Source organism: Pseudomonas sp. R1-7, assembly GCF_051132105.1.
In the GTDB taxonomy this organism is placed as follows: Bacteria; Pseudomonadota; Gammaproteobacteria; order Pseudomonadales; family Pseudomonadaceae; genus Aquipseudomonas.
Genome location: NZ_CP071661.1, coordinates 3035075 through 3051463 on the forward strand (window position 1 = coordinate 3035075; position 16389 = coordinate 3051463).

The 16389-nt window shown below is 61.8% G+C and carries 14 protein-coding genes; 7 read left to right on the forward strand and 7 right to left on the reverse strand.

Annotation, left to right across the window (positions count from 1 at the left end; all coding sequences use genetic code 11):
- Positions 1-10 precede the first annotated feature (10 nt).
- Entirely contained in the window at positions 11-2251 is a 2241-nt protein-coding gene (locus tag J3P79_RS13635) for a molybdopterin cofactor-binding domain-containing protein (protein ID WP_434603223.1), read from the forward strand.
- A gap of 71 nt (positions 2252-2322) precedes the next feature.
- Here J3P79_RS13635 and J3P79_RS13640 read toward each other — a convergent pair whose 3' ends face one another.
- Together J3P79_RS13640 and J3P79_RS13645 are read right to left on the reverse strand one after the other, a co-directional pair.
- Positions 2323-2586, reverse strand: coding sequence for a DUF2790 domain-containing protein (locus J3P79_RS13640; protein WP_434603225.1), 264 nt, complete (start codon positions 2584-2586; stop codon positions 2323-2325).
- Between the two features lie 180 nt (positions 2587-2766).
- Complete coding sequence (locus J3P79_RS13645; protein ID WP_434603227.1) at positions 2767-3729, reverse strand: AraC family transcriptional regulator ligand-binding domain-containing protein; 963 nt, start codon at positions 3727-3729, stop codon at positions 2767-2769.
- A gap of 67 nt (positions 3730-3796) precedes the next feature.
- Between J3P79_RS13645 and J3P79_RS13650 the strand changes: the two genes are divergently transcribed.
- A complete protein-coding gene (locus J3P79_RS13650; protein WP_434603229.1) occupies positions 3797-4651 on the forward strand; it encodes a sterol desaturase family protein in 855 nt (284 codons plus the stop codon).
- A complete protein-coding gene (locus J3P79_RS13655; RefSeq protein WP_434603231.1) occupies positions 4648-5241 on the forward strand; it encodes an NADPH-dependent FMN reductase in 594 nt (197 codons plus the stop codon). The genes J3P79_RS13650 and J3P79_RS13655 overlap by 4 nt, the downstream gene beginning before the upstream one ends.
- A gap of 7 nt (positions 5242-5248) precedes the next feature.
- On the opposite strand, the gene J3P79_RS13660 is transcribed toward J3P79_RS13655, so the two are convergent.
- On the reverse strand, positions 5249-6760 hold the full coding sequence (locus J3P79_RS13660; RefSeq protein ID WP_434603233.1) for a methyl-accepting chemotaxis protein: 1512 nt from the start codon (positions 6758-6760) through the stop codon (positions 5249-5251).
- A 177-nt stretch (positions 6761-6937) separates the two neighbouring features.
- Between J3P79_RS13660 and J3P79_RS13665 the strand changes: the two genes are divergently transcribed.
- Positions 6938-8086, forward strand: coding sequence for a MalY/PatB family protein (locus tag J3P79_RS13665; RefSeq protein WP_434603235.1), 1149 nt, complete (start codon positions 6938-6940; stop codon positions 8084-8086).
- A gap of 63 nt (positions 8087-8149) precedes the next feature.
- Here the strand turns inward: J3P79_RS13665 and J3P79_RS13670 are convergent, their stop codons facing one another.
- Complete coding sequence (locus tag J3P79_RS13670; RefSeq protein ID WP_030140620.1) at positions 8150-8554, reverse strand: VOC family protein; 405 nt, start codon at positions 8552-8554, stop codon at positions 8150-8152.
- 185 nt (positions 8555-8739) lie between these two features.
- Between J3P79_RS13670 and J3P79_RS13675 the strand changes: the two genes are divergently transcribed.
- On the forward strand, positions 8740-9597 hold the full coding sequence (locus J3P79_RS13675) for an SDR family oxidoreductase (RefSeq protein WP_434603238.1): 858 nt from the start codon (positions 8740-8742) through the stop codon (positions 9595-9597).
- Between the two features lie 126 nt (positions 9598-9723).
- Here J3P79_RS13675 and J3P79_RS13680 read toward each other — a convergent pair whose 3' ends face one another.
- From J3P79_RS13680 to J3P79_RS13690, 3 genes are read right to left on the reverse strand one after another with little or no spacing between them, the layout of a single operon-like run.
- Positions 9724-10167, reverse strand: a complete 444-nt coding sequence (locus tag J3P79_RS13680; protein ID WP_434603240.1) for a DUF421 domain-containing protein — start codon at positions 10165-10167, stop codon at positions 9724-9726.
- A gap of 7 nt (positions 10168-10174) precedes the next feature.
- A complete protein-coding gene (locus J3P79_RS13685) occupies positions 10175-10693 on the reverse strand; it encodes a hypothetical protein (protein ID WP_434603242.1) in 519 nt (172 codons plus the stop codon).
- An 11-nt stretch (positions 10694-10704) separates the two neighbouring features.
- A complete protein-coding gene (locus J3P79_RS13690) occupies positions 10705-11205 on the reverse strand; it encodes a CinA family protein (RefSeq protein ID WP_434603244.1) in 501 nt (166 codons plus the stop codon).
- A 167-nt stretch (positions 11206-11372) separates the two neighbouring features.
- On the opposite strand from J3P79_RS13690, the gene J3P79_RS13695 reads away from it, so the two are divergent.
- Together J3P79_RS13695 and J3P79_RS13700 are read left to right on the forward strand one after the other, a co-directional pair.
- Positions 11373-11984 carry a Yip1 family protein gene (locus J3P79_RS13695; RefSeq protein ID WP_434603246.1) on the forward strand — a complete coding sequence of 204 codons (612 nt, stop codon included), beginning with the start codon at positions 11373-11375 and terminating at the stop codon, positions 11982-11984.
- Positions 11985-12138: 154 nt separating this feature from the next.
- Positions 12139-16284, forward strand: coding sequence for a CheR family methyltransferase (locus J3P79_RS13700; RefSeq protein WP_434603248.1), 4146 nt, complete (start codon positions 12139-12141; stop codon positions 16282-16284).
- Positions 16285-16389 lie beyond the last annotated feature (105 nt).

The window sequence follows — 16389 nt, forward strand, 5'->3', positions numbered from 1 at the left end:
GGAATTCGCCATGCTGAACGAGATTTTTCCAACCGAACTTCCCCGTGCTTTGCAGCACCTGCTCGAACGCGATGACGCGGACAGTCCCGCGACCCTGCCGCGCCGCAGCTTCCTCAAGATCGTCGGCATCGGCGGTCTGGCCTTGGGTGCCTTTCCGCACCTGGCCTTGGCTCAACAGGCCAATGGCGCCGGCGAAGGCCCGCTCAAGCCGACCCAACAACCCTCGGCCTTCGTGCAGATCGCGCCCAACGGCGAGGTGACGGTCACCATCAATCGCCTGGAGTTCGGCCAAGGCGTACAGACTGGCCTGCCGATGATCCTCGCCGAAGAGCTCGACGCCGACTGGAACCTGGTGCGCACGCGCAACGGCAGCAACGACGCCGCCTACATGGATCCGGCCTTTGGCATTCACCTCACCGGCGGGTCCAATTCGATCAAGAACAGCTACACCCAATACCGTGAACTGGGCGCCCGGGCCCGGTCGATGCTGCTGGCCGCTGCGGCGGCGCGCTGGAATGTCGACGCCGCCAGCCTGACCACCCAAAACGGCACCGTGCTGGGCCCGGGCGGCCGCAAGGCGACTTACGGCGAACTGGCCGAAGCCGCCATGGCGATGCCCGTGCCGGAGAAAGTCTCGCTCAAGGATCCCAAGGATTTTCGCATCATCGGCCAGGCCACCACCCGCCTCGACGCCAAGGCCAAGAGCAGCGGCCAACAGGATTTCGGCATCGATGTGCATCTGCCGGGACAACTGACCGCAGTGGTCGCCCGGCCGCCGGTGTTCGGCGCCCGCATCGCCTCCCTGGACGACGGCGCCGCACGCGCCACCAAAGGCGTAAAAGCCGTGTTGCGTGTGCCGCTTGATGGCGGTGCCGAAGGCGTCGCGGTGATCGCCGACGGTTATTGGCAGGCGAAACTGGCGCGTGATGCGCTGAAAGTCGAATGGGACGTGGCCAAGGTCGAAAAAGTCGACACGGAAAAACAACTGGCCCAGTACCGCGAACTCGCCCGCCAATCCGGGCCTCTGCACTTCGATGCCGACATGAAGCCCCTGGCTAGCGCGCCGCACCAGTTGGAGGCCGAGTTCGTATTCCCTTATCTGGCCCATGCGCCCATGGAGCCGCTGAACTGCACCGTCCAGCTGTCCGAGGGCCGCGCGCAATTGTGGGTGGGCACGCAATTCCCCGGTGGCGACGGCGCGGCGGCGGCCAAGGTGCTGAATCTCAAGCCCGAGCAAGTCCAGGTGAATGTGCAGACCGCTGGCGGTGGCTTCGGCCGGCGCGGCGTGCCCACCAATGACTTCGTCGTGCAGGCCTGCGAAGTGGCCAAGGCCGCCCGCGCCGCGGGGCTCGATGCACCGATCCGCACCCTGTGGAGCCGAGAAGACGACATCAAGGGCGGCTACTACCGCCCCATGCACCTGCACCGCGCGCGCATCGGCTTCGACGACAGTGGCAAGGTGCTGGCCTGGGACCATGCGCTGGTCGGCCAATCCATCCTCACCGGCACCCTGTTCGCCGGGCAGATGAAAAATGGCATCGACCCCACCGCTACGGAGGGACTGCGAGATCCGTATCCATTGCCGATGCGCTTGACCGTGCATCATCCCAAGCTCAACGTGCCCGTGCTCTGGTGGCGCAGCGTCGGCTCGACCCATACCGCCTTCGTGATGGAAACGTTGCTCGACGAAATCGCCCGCACGACCAAGCAAGACCCGGTGGCGTACCGGATGAAACTGTTTGGCGACCAGAACCCGCGCCACCGCGACGCACTGCAACTGGCGGTGGACAAGAGCGAGTATGGCAAGCGCGCGCTGCCCGTCGGTCATGCCTGGGGCGTGGCGGTACATGAATCGTTCAGCTCGGTGGTGGCCTACGTGGTCGAAGCCTCGGTGCAGGATGGCCGTCCAGTGCTCCACAACGTCACGGCGGGCGTGCACTGCAACCTGGCGGTCAACCCGCGCAGCGTCGAAGCCCAGGTACAAGGCGCCGCCCTGATGGGCCTGTCGATGTGCCTGCCAGGCGGCGCCGTGACGTTGAAGGACGGCGTCGTGCAGCAAAGCAACTTTGCCGACTTCAACGTGCCGCGCATCACTGACATGCCGCAGATCTCGGTTCATATCGTCCCCAGCGCCGAACCACCGACCGGCATGGGCGAACCCGGCCTGCCTGCCTTGGCCCCTGCGTTTGCCAATGCCATCACCAGCCTGACGGGCAAACCGCTGCGGCAGTTGCCGTTCAGCCTGGCTTGATTGGGAGTGGAAGCCAATCCGGTGGCGAGGGATTTATCCCCTCGCCACCGTCATATGGGGCGCCCGTTTCTTCAATTATCCTGACCGCAATTCTGCCCGATCGCACTGTAATCCAGCGCCTGGATCGCGCCAGTGGAGTCCAGGTAGGTCATGCGCGATTCGACGACGCCGCAGCCCGCCCCCGCCCCTTCCTTGACCGACAGCACCTTGGCGATGTCCAGGTGGTCGCCGTACATGTAGGTGTGCGGCTTGACGGCGTCCTGGGCGTTGGCTGCCACGGCGCCGAGGCTGAGGATGGCAAACAGGGAAGCGATGCTGAGGTTCTTGACGTTCATGGCGATGTCTCCGACGTTTGAGTGAGTACGTGAGACGGCTTGTGCTGTCTCGATGGGCTCATTTGACGCCGGTGACGTATCTCGGGTGTGTCACTGAAGGGCCGAAAGGAATCTGTTCGTATCGACACAAGGTCTGGATACACAGCGATACAATCCCGCTGAAATATCGAAGGCTGTCAGCTATTTCAACGCTCGCCACCGACCCCGCGCATGCAGATACGCCGCGACATCGCCGTAACCCAACTGGGCGGCGATTCCCAACAGCGACTCGCCTTGCATTTCCAGGTGCAATTCCAACTCCGCGCGAACCTGGTCGAGCAATTGCCTGAAAGTTGTGCCTTCGTCCTCCAGGCGTCTGCGCAGTGTCCTGGGAGTCTGGTGCATCGCTTGGGACAGCTCGTCCAGGCTCGGTGCCGTCCCTTTTGCCAAGGTCCTCCGCACACCCTCGGCCACCTTGCCTGACCAGCCGGTGAAGTTGCGATGGGCGGCCATTCGCCGATCCAGCTCCTGGGTTAGCAATTCCAGCATGCCGTAATGACGGGTCTGCATTGGCAGCGCCAGGCTTGGGGCATCGAAATAGAGGGCGTTGGACGGGCAATTGAACTCCACATGGCTGCCAAACCACTGGCTGTATTGCTTGTGATACGCCGGGCGCGGATGGCTGAACCGGGCCAGGATCGGTTGCACCGCCTGCCCTGTCCCCTTGCGTAATTGCGCAATGGACATCACACCATAATGCTCAACGACATAGCGCGCCAACTCGCCGGGCGCATCGACATTAAGCTCGACGCCGATGCCGTAGCCATCGTCGAGCAGTCGTACAGAATCGGTGTCCGCCGCAAGCGGCGCGTAGCGGGCCCACAGCCGCATGGCGGACAACACATCGGGGCTGTATAGGCACAAATAGGCCAGGACATGCCAATCCTGAGGCGTGAACACGGTGAACAGCTTCAGCCCGATGGCAGGATCGACGCGCGCTGCCTCGCGCCAGAGCTGATCGAGTTCGACCAGGCTGTAATCACGGTTTCGCTCGCGGGCATGCGCATCCAGATAACGCTCCAGCACCAGGCCCAATTTGCCTCGATGAAAACGCTGGGACGAACGATTGGCCTGTTCTCGCTCGATTTTGTCCGTTTCGCGCATAGGGACGGTCTACTCGCTGGCTTCTAATGAAATGGCATTGCCCGCTGGGGCCTGAATCGAGAGTGCCATGAATACAACAATGCTCGTCAACAATCCTTCTTTTGTCGTGGCCGGGATTTTCCTGGTCTTCATCTTGCTGGAGCTCGCCTGTTCCGCGCTTCGGCAGCCGTCGAGCGGTAGACGCGACGTGCTGATCGAAGTCATCGGTTCCGGGATCCTGGTGGCCGTCACGTTCCCCAGCGTCATGTGGCTCAGCGGCAGAATCCTCAGCCTCGCCGTGCCGGAAATGAGGGGCGCCCTGGCCACGCTGCCATGGGTTGCCGGGTTCGCGCTGTTCCTGGTGCTCGATGACATGACCCAATACTGGTGGCATCGGCTGACGCACCGGGTCCCGGCGCTGTATGCGCTGCACCGCGCCCATCACTCCGCACCGTACATGAGCATCCGCATCGTCTACCGCAACAACAGCTTCTATTACTTGCTGATGCCGGGTATCTGGCTGTCCGGCATGTTGATCTACCTTGGGCTCGCGCCGGTCTACTACGTCTACCTGATCATCAAGATGACGGTGATCTTCGCCGCCCACAGCAGCGTGCCGTGGGATGACAAACTCTACCGCATCCGTATTTTGCGACCGTTGGTCTGGGTGCTCGAACGAACGATCTCCACCCCCGCGACCCATTCCGCTCACCACGGTCTGACCGCCGATGACGGCGTCACCCATTACAAAGGCAACTTTGGCAACTTGCTGTTCTTCTGGGATGTGTTGTTCGGGACGGCAAAAATCACCCGTCGACGTCCGCCTGCTTACGGCATCGAACACCTGAAGCCGATCACCTGGAAAGAAGAATTGTTCTGGCCCATCGTGCGCTCCCATCGTGCGTCGCCAAAGGTCAGCACAACACAGGAAGTGAACCCATGAACCCGCATATCGTTGTGCTCTCGGGTTCCAATCGGCTGGACAGCCAATCGGCCAAAGTTGCGCGATACCTGCGCCAGCGACTAATGGATCTCCACCTGTGTGAATCCAGCGAGCTGATCGACCTTGCCACCAGTCAGCTGCCACTCTGGCCGGAACATGACGTTGACGAGACCTGGCGAGCCCAGCAATCGGCCCTTGCGCAAGCGACGGCGCTGATTGTGATCAGTCCGGAATGGAACGGCATGGCATGCCCCGCCTTGAAGAATTTCTTCCTGTACGCCGGGCTCGCCGAACTCGGGCACAAGCCCGCGCTGCTGGTCGGTGTTTCGGCCGGGACCGGAGGCGCCTACCCCATCGCCGAGCTGCGGGCGTCGAGCTATAAGAACTGCCGGATCGCGTATTTGCCCGAGCAATTGATCATCCGGCACGTTGAATCGGTGCTGAACGGCGAAGAGCCCGCCGACCCAAGCGACAGCCGCCTGCGCGCCAGGGCTGATTGGACGCTACGAATGCTCTGCCGCTACGAACAAGCCTTCCACCAGATTCGCGCTGCGATCGAGCATCCGCCGGCCTACACCAGCGGGATGTGAAGGCCGTTTACACCACCCCGCTTTTCCCATGAAACGCCTGCCCCAGCACCGCCAACCGCTCCGCCAGGGGCGGCAGGCACTGGCTGCTGCGGGTCAGCACGCCGATGTTCTCGGCGTTGCGCTCGGCCACGGCCTGCACGGTTTGCAGCCGCTCGTTGAGGCCCAGCGAGGCCTTTGATTGCGCCTCGGTCGTACTGGCAATCAAATCGTTGAAGTGGTTGATCACGGCGATGTCTTCCACCACCGCATGGAGCAATTGCGAGGCTTGCTGGCTGGCGGACACGCAACGCTCAACCCCTTCGCGGCTGTCTTGCATGGCGATGGCGGCTTGACGGCTGCCTTGCTGCAGCTTGGCGATGATCTGCTGGATTTCCGTCGTGGAGGTCGAGGTTCTCTGCGACAACGTGCGTACTTCATCGGCCACCACTGCAAACCCACGGCCTTGCTCACCGGCGCGGGCGGCCTCGATGGCGGCGTTGAGGGCCAGCAAGTTGGTCTGTTCGGCAATGCTGTTGATCACGTCCAGCACTTGGCCGATCTGCTGGGCCTGCTCGGCCAACAGCTGCACGGTGTCGTTGGTCAGGTTGATGCGTCCCGCCAGTTCGACAATTTCTTCGCGGGTCTGGTCAACGGTGCTGCGTCCCCGGTTGACCTGTTCGTTGGCTTGCCCGGCCCGTTGCACCGTCTGGCCGACATGGCTGGAGATGTTTTCCATGGCCTGGACCAGATGAGCGATCGCGCCACTCATCTGCGCCACCTCATCGAGTTGGTGCCGGGCACCGTTTTCCAGGGTCTGGCCGACCTGGGACAGATCCTGGCCAAGGTCCGACAAGTTGCGGGTGTCGCGCACCACGCCGTCCACCAGATGGGTGACTTGTCGGAGGAAATGGTCGAAACGCTCACCAGACGAGACTTTCGCGCCATGGCTGCGTTGAGCGCTGGTGTCACTGCTCAGTTGCGCGGCGGCGGCCAGCACTTTGTCGAGCACCTCCTGGTTTTCCCTGGCGTCCTTCAGGCTCTGGTTGGCCAGGTAGATCAGGATCACGCTCTCGACCACAACGTAGAAAGCATGAACGAAGATCATTCCCCAGCCGCCATGGGCATCCATCACGAACACCGGGAAGCCTTGGTGCTGCAACCAATGAAAGCCGACATGATGGACGGCGATGGTGGCGGCGGCCACGACGATGGGCAGCCAGTCGCGATAAAACGTCAACACCGCCAGCAGCACGAAGATGCCGAAGTGAAATTCGATTACACCTTGGGTCTGGTTGATGTGCAGGGCCGCCATGACCATCAGCGCCGTGGCGATGATGCAACGCATGGCCCGGGTCCCGCCCAAGCCGCGATACAGGGCGGTGGTCAACAGGCAGGTCGTGCCCCCGACCAGCAAGGCCTGGGTAAACGTCGAGTGAAGGAAAGCCAGGCCCACGGCATACAGCAGCGTGAGCCAGAGCAGCCCCAGCATGATCCGATCGGCTTTGCGGTGATGCTCGTTGAAGCGCGCGGGCGAGTCCATGGGGCTGTCCTTGTCGTTTATGGTTGGGCGGATACCGGGCCGGCTAGGGAATAACAATCATTCGTCTCGCGACTATAGCCTATGGCCATCACCGATGGCAGCCGTCATAACTCTTTTCCACGGGGATCTTTGCTTTATCATGGCGCGATCCCATTTCTCTTACCTGATGGAACGACCATGACTTTCGATTTCGACCTGGTGTTCGAGCGCCACGGCACCGGTAGCACCAAGTGGAGCCGCTACCCGGCCGACGTATTGCCGATGTGGGTAGCCGACATGGATTTCGTCGTGCCCCCGGTGGTGGTCGATGCACTGCGCAAGCGCCTGGAGCATCCGATGCTCGGCTACAGCGTGGCCCAGGACAACCTGCGCGCCGCCATCGTCGCCGATCTGTGGAGCAAATACGCCTGGCGCGTCGAGCCCCAGCAGATCCTGTTCCTGCCGGGGGTCGAGCCGGGCTTCAACATGGCCTTGCACGCGCTGGTGGAACCGCAGCAGAACGTCGTCGTGCAGGTGCCCAACTACCCACCGCTGCGCAATGCTCCGGGGAACTGGGGCCTGAACAAAGTGGAATTGCCGTTCAACGCGGTGGATGGTGAGTTCCGTACGCCACTCCCTGCACTGCGCGATGCCTTGCGCGGCGGTGGTGCGCTGTTGCTGAGCAATCCGCACAACCCGTTGGGCAAAGTATTCGATGGCGACGAACTCAAGGCCGTGGCCGACATTTGCGTCGAGCAGGACGCCTGGATCATCTCCGACGAAATCCATGCCGAGCTGTGCTTCGACGACCGCAAGCACATCCCCACCGCCACCCTGGGCGCGGAGATTGCCGATCGCACCATCACGCTGATGTCCGCCAGCAAGGCTTATAACATCGCCGGTCTGAAAACCTCCTTCGCGATCATCCAGAACGCCAAGCTGCGCGAACGGGTCAACAGCGCCAGGGCCGGCATGGTCGACAGCGTCAACGCCCTGGGCCTCGAGGCCACTCGTGCCGCCTACAGCGAAGCAGGCCCCTGGCTGGAGGCTTTGAAGCGTTATCTGCAAGCCAACCGCGATTATCTGGTCGAGGCGGTCAAAACCCGCCTGCCGGGCGTCACCATGACCGTACCCCAGGGCACCTACCTGGCGTGGCTGGATTGCGCTGGGCTGGGGCTTGACGACCCGCAGGCGTTTTTCCTGAAGGAAGCCAAGGTCGGCTTGAGCGCCGGATCGGATTTCGGTGACGACGCAGGGCAATTCGTGCGGTTGAACTTCGGCTGTCCACGGGCGTTGCTCGAGGAAGGGATTGCGCGGATGGAGCGTAGCCTGACAGCCAGAAACTGACTGGATTCTCCGTGGCGAAGGAGCTTGCTCCCTCGCCGCTAGAGCAGTCCTCAGCGTTTTGTGTCAGTCGTGCATGTCGGGCGTATGCACAAAGCACAATTTATTTCCTTCCGGATCCCGGCAATAGGCGCCGTAATAGTCCTTCGAATATTGTGGCCTCGGGCCCGGCGCGCCTTCGTCGAAACCGCCCATGTCGAGTGCCGTCTGCCAGGCGTTGCGTACCGCTTCCTGTGATTCAGCAGCGAAACTGACTTGCATGCCATTGCCCCACGTCGCCGGAAGCCCGTTGATGGGCACCTGGACGAACACCTGCGGCCAATGCTTGCCGGGCTGATGCCAACCCTCCCCCGGTGGCCCGGAGTCATCCTCGCTCTCCATGCGCACCAGGCCCAGGCAGCCAAGTACAGCATCATAAAACGCGACCATTTTCGGCAGGTCCCGCGCGCCAATCTGTATGTGACTGAACATGCTCTTCTCCTGTTTTAGCCTTACTGCATTGGATTATTCGGGCTCACCCATGTTCATCCGAACGGATGAACAGTCGGCGAACCGCTGCCAATCACGCTTATCGGCCCACGCACAAATCCAACCGAACTCTGCCGGAAAGCCCGAAGTCCACCCTCCATCGCAACCACTCGCCATGGAGAACGATTATGGCCAATTACCCAACCCCGCCCTTCCCCAAGCAACAACAACCCGTACCGGGCAGCCAACAGAAAATGGACCCTTACCCGGACTGCGGCGAACAAAGCTATAAAGGCTCCGGACGCCTGGCGAACAAGATCGCGCTGATTACCGGTGCCGACAGCGGCATCGGGCGTGCCGTGGCGATTGCCTTCGCCCGTGAAGGCGCGGACGTGGCGATCTCTTACCTGAACGAGCATGACGACGCCAAGGAAACCGCTCGTTGGGTCGAAGAAGCTGGGCGCCAATGCCTGTTGCTACCGGGTGACCTCGCCGATAAGGGCCAGTGCCGCAAGGTCGTCGACGACACCGTCGCGCGCTTCGGGCGGATCGACGTCCTCGTCAACAATGCCGCGTTCCAGATGACTCATGAAAGCCTGGAAGAAATCCCCGACGAGGAATGGGTGCGCACCTTCGATATCAACATCACGGCGATGTTCAGGATCTGCCAGGCCGCGGTGCCGCACATGAAGGTCGGTGGTTCGATCATCAACACCACCTCGGTCAACTCCGACATGCCCAAGCCAACGCTGCTGGCCTATGCCACGACCAAGGGCGCCATTGCCAACTTCACCGGCGGTCTGGCGCAGATGCTCGGGCCCAAGGGCATCCGCGTGAACAGCGTCGCGCCAGGGCCGATCTGGACGCCGCTGATCGTCGCCACCATGCCCGAGGAAGAAGTACAGAATTTCGGTTCCCAGACGCCACTGGGCCGTCCCGGCCAGCCGGTGGAAGTGGCGCCGATCTTCGTGCTGCTGGCGTCGGATGAGTCCAGCTACATTTCCGGCTCGCGGTATGCGGTGACGGGGGGCAAGCCGATTCTGTAGGCACACGCACATATCCCGTGGCGAGGGAGCTTGCTCCCGCTCGGTTGCGCAGCGGCCGCAAAAATTTCAGGGGCGCTGCGCACCCCAGCGGGAGCAAGCTCCCTCGCCACAGAAACGTCCTTCGGATCACTCCTTGGCAATCACCGAAATCTTCCCATTGCGCTCGATGATCGCAAACTTGATCTGGTCCAGGGTCTCGATGCCCTGGCTCGATCGAGCCGCTTCCATGATGTCCGCCTCGATCAGCCTCGCGTGGCGCATGCGCCCCTCCAAGATACGCCCATCTTCGACAATGACGGTCGGGCCGCCGTCGATCAGCCGGGACACCCAATCGGAGCGCAGCTTGAGCAACGAAAAACCGATGTCGATGGCAATCAGCGTGACGATGACCATGAATGCGTTGGTCATTGAAAAGTCATCCCCCAGCAGCGCCTGCTGGGTCGCCTCGCCAATGATCATCAACAACACGAAATCGAAGGTGGTGATCTCCGCCAGCGAACGGCGCCCGGCGATCTTGAACAGCACCATCAACACCGCGTACATCGCGGCGGCTCGCAATACCGAATCCATACGTCACCTAAGGAAAGATGAATTGACTGAACGTAACCACGGCGCCATTGGGCGTGGCGATGCGGCTGTGAAAGGTGCCAAGGCCTTCGCCGAGCAATGACAGGTGCAGGTTCGCCTCACCTTGGCCATCGGCCTGGAGCCAGAGCTTCATGCCCGGCCCCGCGGCGGACGAGCGCATGGGTTGCGGTTGCACGCTCTGCACGTCGAACCCTTCCAGCCAGTCACCGCCGAGCTCGACTTCCAGCACCGCATTGGGTGCGCCTTTCAAGCGAACGATCAGCGGGTTGGTCGAGCCGTTGCGGTGGAACTTCTCGTACTCCACGCCAATGCTGCCGTCGGCGCTGTGTATTTGACGGCTGCTCAACGGGCCTCGGGAAAACAGCCCGAGCAAGGTCAGGATCACCAGCAGCACCAACACGTACCAACCCACCCGTTCGAAACGCCAGACCTTGTGTTGGAACACCATGTCCTCACGCACCGGGTACTCGCGGCTGCGATGGTCGTCCTGCTCGCAATGTTCGGTCATGACGGTTCTCCCTATCGACGGTCACCCGCCAAAGCGCGCTGGTGGTAGCTCGGTATTTGCCCCAAGGCGTACTCACTGGACAGCCGTTGCACCTGGGAACGATCGCCAAAGAACCGTTCCCGGCGACTGAACAGCGCACGTTGCCCGTCCACCTCGAACGCCCAGGCAAAACACACGGTGCCAGCGGGAATACCGTCCTTGTCGTCCGGCCCGAGCAGACCGGTGGTGGCCACCGCGACGTTGGCGTTGGCGTCGCGCAGGGCGCCGAGGGCCATTTCCTCGGCAACCTCGCGGCTGGTCAGGTTGAAGGTCTCGATGGTTCGTGGCTTGACCCCGAGCAGCCGCTGCTTGGCTTCGGGGGAATACACCACATAACCGCTTTCGATCAGCGAACCGCTGCCCGGCACTTCTGCCAGCAGCGTGACGATCAGCCCGGCGGTGCAGGACTCAGCGGTGGTCAGGCGCAAGTCATGTTCGCGCATGTACTCGATCAGGGAATGGGCAACAGTCATGGCATACAGTCCTTCATGGATGCTGATGGGTTGACCCCGGCCGTTTCGAATCATTCCCTTTATCGCGCCGCGCCCATGAGTGGCCAAATAAATGAAACCCCTGGCCAATCCTGTACCTCATAACGGTATGAGCCTCATGCAGAGGCTGTCCTGATCAGGAGGTCGTCATGTCCGTGCTTTTCGTCAAACTGTTCACCCATCCTGAATTCGCCTGGGGGGACATTCGCGAGCAAGAGCAGGCTCATCCCCACCATTACCTGGCGCATTTGCTGTTGCTCGCGTTGATCCCGGCGGTGTGCCTGTTCATCGGCACCACCTGGACCGGTTGGAGCCTGGCCGAAAACGAAACCGTGCGACTCAGTCACGCCAGTGCGCTGCAGCTGTGCGTCTTGCTATACGTGACCATCGTGGTGGGTGTGTCGCTGATGGGATTGTTCATCCGTTGGATGTCGCGCACCTTCGAGGCAAGACCGACGGTCAACCAGTGCATCGGTTTCGCCGCCTACACCGCTACCCCGTACTTCCTGGCCGGGATCTTCGGCGTGTATCCGAGCCGCTGGCTGGCGGTGGCGGTCCTGCTGGCCGCTTCGGCCTACTCGACGTTCCTGCTGTTCGTCGGCCTGCCCAAGTTCATGGGTTTGAAGAAGGAACAGGGCCTGCTGTATTCGGCCAGTGTCTGGGGCGTCGGCTTGCTGGTGCTGGTCACGATCCTGGTGGAGATGATCCTGCTGTGGTTCAACTATTTGCAGCCGGAATATCTGCGGGTTCCGGTAGGCTGAATGGCTTTTGAAGGTACACAATGTGGGGGGCGGCGGCGTAGCGAAGCGTGAGTTTTCGCAATCTTCGCGTAACCCGACTATCCTGCGACTTTTTGCATCCAGAATCGAGTCGGCAGCGCTGGACCGCCCCGCCGCCCCTTAAGGCCAAATTTATATGCCATCTTCAAGCAAACGCTCTCCCAACGTGCCACAGCGACGAGAGCTGAGCCCCAGCACCCTGGATTTCGCCGTGGTCGGAATCGGCGCTTCCGCGGGTGGGCTACAGGCCATCAAGCAGTTTTTCGAACACATGCCCAAGGACAACGGCATGGCGTTCGTGATCGTTCTCCACCTGGCGCCGGATCATCAGAGCATCGCCGACAAGATCATCCAGGAATCCACCAAGATGCCTGTGTTGCAGGTGACCGAGGCGGTGCCGATCCAGAAGAACCGTGTCTATGTGATTTCCCCTGCCCATCAGTTGTCGATGAACGACGGTTACCTGAAGGTTTCCCCGGCCGAGCCGCGCCAGGGCGGACACGTGGCGATTGACCTGTTTTTCCGTGACCTGGCCGATGTGCACAAGGACCGCGCGTTCTGCCTGGTGCTGTCCGGCACCGGCTCCGACGGCGCGGTGGGCCTGTCGCGCATCAAGGAACAAGGTGGCGTGACCATCGCCCAATCGCCCCAGGACGCGGAGTTCGACGGCATGCCCCAAGCCGCCATCGACACCCAGATGGTCGACCTGGTGCTCCCGGTCGTCGAGATGCCGCAAAAGCTCCTGGAGCTCTGGCGCAACTCCCAGACGATCCGCCTGCCGACGGCCAATGATCCGGAGATAAAAACCCAGCCACCGGCGTCGGAACGCGAAGCCGTCGCCGCCGAGCAATCGTTGCACGACATCCTGGTGCAGCTGCGGGCCGGTACCGGCCATGACTTCAAGCATTACAAGCGTGCCACCGTGCTGCGTCGCATCGAACGGCGCATGCAAGTCACCACCCAACCGGACCTGGGCGCCTACTACAGCTACCTGCAAAACCACCCGGAAGAAACCAAGGCACTGCTCGGCGACCTGCTGATCGGAGTGACCAACTTCTTCCGCGATCGCGAGGCCTTCGAAGCGCTGGAGCGAGACGTCCTGCCCAACCTGCTCAAGCCGGTGGAACCGGGCAGCGTGCCCCCGGAGGAAATCCGCGTCTGGTCGGCCGGCTGCTCGACCGGCGAAGAAGCCTACACCCTGGCGATGTTGCTCAGCGACCAGCTGCAACACGACGCCAGCAGCGCCAAGTTGCAGATATTCGCCACTGATATCGATGAGCGGGCGATTACTGTGGGTCGCGGCGGCGCCTATCCGGAAGCGATCATCACCGACGTTCCCCCCACCCGCCTGCGTCAGTACTTCTTGAAGGAAGGCGCCAGTTTCAGGGTTCGCAAGGAAATTCGCGAACGGGTGCTGTTCGCCAAGCACAGCCTGCTGTCGGACCCGCCTTTCTCGCAGATTGGCCTGATCGTCTGCCGCAACCTGCTGATCTACCTCGACCGCGAAGTGCAGCGCGAAATCCTGCAGATGTTCCACTTTGCCCTGCGACCGGGCGGCTATCTGTTCCTCGGTTCCTCGGAGTCGGCGGATGCTTGCCATGAACTGTTCAGCCCAGTGGACAAGCGCAACCGGATCTTCCGAGCCAAGTACGGCACCGCCAGCAGCCGCCGCACCCCGACCATGCCCCGTGGCGGCTACGTGCGCAGCACCTCCGCGCTGGCCGCGCCGCAGATCGTCGTGCCGCGCAAGGTCTCGTTCTCCGATATCCACCTGCGCGCCATCGAGCAGGCCGCGCCACCGAGCATGATTATCGACACCAACGGCGACATCCTGCACATGATCGAAAGTGCGGGTCGCTTCTTGCGCCATGTCGGCGGCGAGATGTCGCGCAACCTGCTGACGCTGATCAATCCGCAACTGCGCCTGGAAATCCGCACCGCGTTGTTCCAGGTCAACCAGAATGGGCAGCCAGTCAAGTCGCGCCAGGTCAATATGGAGCGCGATGGCCGGCGTTTCCTGGTGGACCTGCTGGTCCAGCCGTATCGCGACGAACAATCCGATGGTGACTTTGTGCTCGTCGTGTTCGAAGAGGAAGAAGTCGACCCCAGCCAGCAGGTTGCCGCTATCACCAGCCAGACCGAAAACCAGGTGCTCGCCAACCTGGAACGCGAACTCCAGCGCACCAAGTCGCACCTGCAAGACACCATCGAGCAGGCCGAAGTCTCCAGCGAGGAGCTCAAGGCTTCCAACGAGGAAATGCAGGCCATCAACGAGGAACTGCGCTCCGCCACCGAGGAGCTGGAGACCAGCAAGGAAGAGCTGCAATCGATCAACGAAGAATTGCTGACGGTCAACTACGAGCTCAAGACCAAGGTTGAAGAAACCGACAAGATCAACGATTACCTGACCAACCTGATCGCCTCCACCGACATCGCCACGGTGTTCATCGACCGCAGCATGCGCATCAAATGGTTCACGCCTCGGGCCACCGACATTTTCAGCATGCTTCCGGTGGACACCGGGCGCTCGCTGCTGGACATCACCCATCGCCTGGACTATCCGGACATGGCGGCGGACGCGACCCAAGTGTTCGAGTCCCTGAACATGATCGAGCGCGAAGTCAGCAGCAGCGATGCGCGCTGGTACATCGCCCGGCTGCTGCCGTACCGCTCCAGCGAAGACCATATCGACGGCACAGTGCTGACGTTCATCGACATCACTAAGCGTCGGGCCGCCGAAGAGGAGCTGCGTTTGGGTGAGGAGCGCATGCGCCTGGTGGCTGAAAGCACCCGCGACTACGCGATTATCCTGCTGGACGAGCACGGCGTGATCACCAGTTGGAACACCGGGGCGGAGCTGATCTTCGGTCATACCAAGGGCGAAGCCGAAGGCAGTTATTACGATTTCGTGTTCACGCCGGAAGACCGTGCCACCGGCGTCCCCGAAACGGAACTGAGCACCGCTCGGGCCAAGGGCCGTTGCGAAGACGAGCGCTGGCACCAGCGCAAGGACGGCAGCCGCTTTTTCTGCAGCGGCGAAGTCACGCTGCTCAGTGGCGACTATTTGCAGGGCTACGTGAAGATCGCCCGTGACCTCACCGGCCACAAGCGCCTGCACGAGGAACAAACCCAGCGACTGATGGAAACCCAGAACTCCAGCCATTTGAAGGATGAGTTTTTCGCCGTCATGTCCCACGAGCTCAAGCACCCGTTGAACCTGATCCAGCTCAACGCCGAGCTGCTGCGGCGCCTGCCGGTGACCAAGACCGTCACCGCGGCGGCCCGGGCCGTCAATACCATCTGCGACGCGGTCACCAGCCAGGCGCGCATCATCGACGACCTGCTGGACGTGGCCCGTGTCCGCACCGGCAAGCTCAAGCTCAAGCGCCAGCCGGTCGATCTGGCGCGGGTGCTGCAAGACATCTACACCGTGGTGATCAACGACAATCACCCGAACAAGGTCACCCTGGAGCTGCCTGAAGGCTCCAGTGGCGAGCTGATCGTCAACGTCGACCCGACCCGGCTGGAGCAGATCATCTGGAATCTGGTGAACAACGCGCTGAAATTCACCCCGAGTGGTGGTCGAGTGCAACTGGTCGCCAGCCATGACGACCATATGGCGCGCCTGGACGTAAAGGATTCTGGCGTGGGTATCGCGGCGGAGCACCTGAACGAAGTGTTCGACCTGTTCGGCCAGGCCGAGACCCAGCACGCCACCCACCAGCGCGAAGGTCTGGGGATCGGCCTGTCACTGGTCCGGCAATTGACCGAAGCCCACGGCGGCAGTGTGGAGGTCAAGTCCGAAGGGTTGGGCAAGGGGTGTACCTTCACCATTCGCCTGCCCCTGAGCAATGCCACGATCGAGCCTAAACCTCAGTCCTGCGACGAGCAGTCCGGACGCCTGAGCGGGCTGACGATCCTGCTGGTGGACGACTCGCCTGACGTACTCGACACCCTCAAGCTGCTGTTGGAGATGGAAGACGCCAACGTGGTCGCCTTCGATCAGCCGCTGCAAGCCCTGGAGGCTGCCAAGGACGCCCGTTTCGACGTGGTGATTTCCGACCTGGGCATGCCGGTGATGAATGGCCATGAGCTGATGCGAGCGCTGCGCGAGCTGCCCCACATCAAACACATCCCGGCCATCGCCCTGACCGGCTACGGCGCGTCCATCGACCTGCATAAATCGCAACAATCGGGCTTCGACCAGCACATCGGCAAGCCGGTGTCTTATGACGAGTTGATTGAAACGATCGAGCAGTTGCGGCGTTCGCAGGTTTACTAGCCCTGGACTGGCTAGAATTGCTTTTGTGGCGAGGGAGCTTGCTCCCTCGCCACAAAAGCGGGTCCGCTTCAGCGAGTAGATGATTTGCTGTCCACCGAAGCGGTA

What these genes read in the sequence shown, in the direction of transcription:
- J3P79_RS13690 (WP_434603244.1), bottom strand. Translation starts at nt 11,205, where the DNA reads ATGACTGTTGCCCATTCCCTGATCGAGTACATGCGCGAACATGACTTG.
- J3P79_RS13700 (WP_434603248.1), top strand. Translation starts at nt 12,139, where the DNA reads ATGCCATCTTCAAGCAAACGCTCTCCCAACGTGCCACAGCGACGAGAG.
- J3P79_RS13685 (WP_434603242.1), bottom strand. Translation starts at nt 10,693, where the DNA reads ATGACCGAACATTGCGAGCAGGACGACCATCGCAGCCGCGAGTACCCG.
- J3P79_RS13660 (WP_434603233.1), bottom strand. Translation starts at nt 6,760, where the DNA reads ATGGACTCGCCCGCGCGCTTCAACGAGCATCACCGCAAAGCCGATCGG.
- J3P79_RS13640 (WP_434603225.1), bottom strand. Translation starts at nt 2,586, where the DNA reads ATGAACGTCAAGAACCTCAGCATCGCTTCCCTGTTTGCCATCCTCAGC.
- J3P79_RS13635 (WP_434603223.1), top strand. Translation starts at nt 11, where the DNA reads ATGCTGAACGAGATTTTTCCAACCGAACTTCCCCGTGCTTTGCAGCAC.
- J3P79_RS13645 (WP_434603227.1), bottom strand. Translation starts at nt 3,729, where the DNA reads ATGCGCGAAACGGACAAAATCGAGCGAGAACAGGCCAATCGTTCGTCC.
- J3P79_RS13695 (WP_434603246.1), top strand. Translation starts at nt 11,373, where the DNA reads ATGTCCGTGCTTTTCGTCAAACTGTTCACCCATCCTGAATTCGCCTGG.
- J3P79_RS13665 (WP_434603235.1), top strand. Translation starts at nt 6,938, where the DNA reads ATGACTTTCGATTTCGACCTGGTGTTCGAGCGCCACGGCACCGGTAGC.
- J3P79_RS13650 (WP_434603229.1), top strand. Translation starts at nt 3,797, where the DNA reads ATGAATACAACAATGCTCGTCAACAATCCTTCTTTTGTCGTGGCCGGG.
- J3P79_RS13675 (WP_434603238.1), top strand. Translation starts at nt 8,740, where the DNA reads ATGGCCAATTACCCAACCCCGCCCTTCCCCAAGCAACAACAACCCGTA.
- J3P79_RS13655 (WP_434603231.1), top strand. Translation starts at nt 4,648, where the DNA reads ATGAACCCGCATATCGTTGTGCTCTCGGGTTCCAATCGGCTGGACAGC.
- J3P79_RS13670 (WP_030140620.1), bottom strand. Translation starts at nt 8,554, where the DNA reads ATGTTCAGTCACATACAGATTGGCGCGCGGGACCTGCCGAAAATGGTC.
- J3P79_RS13680 (WP_434603240.1), bottom strand. Translation starts at nt 10,167, where the DNA reads ATGGATTCGGTATTGCGAGCCGCCGCGATGTACGCGGTGTTGATGGTG.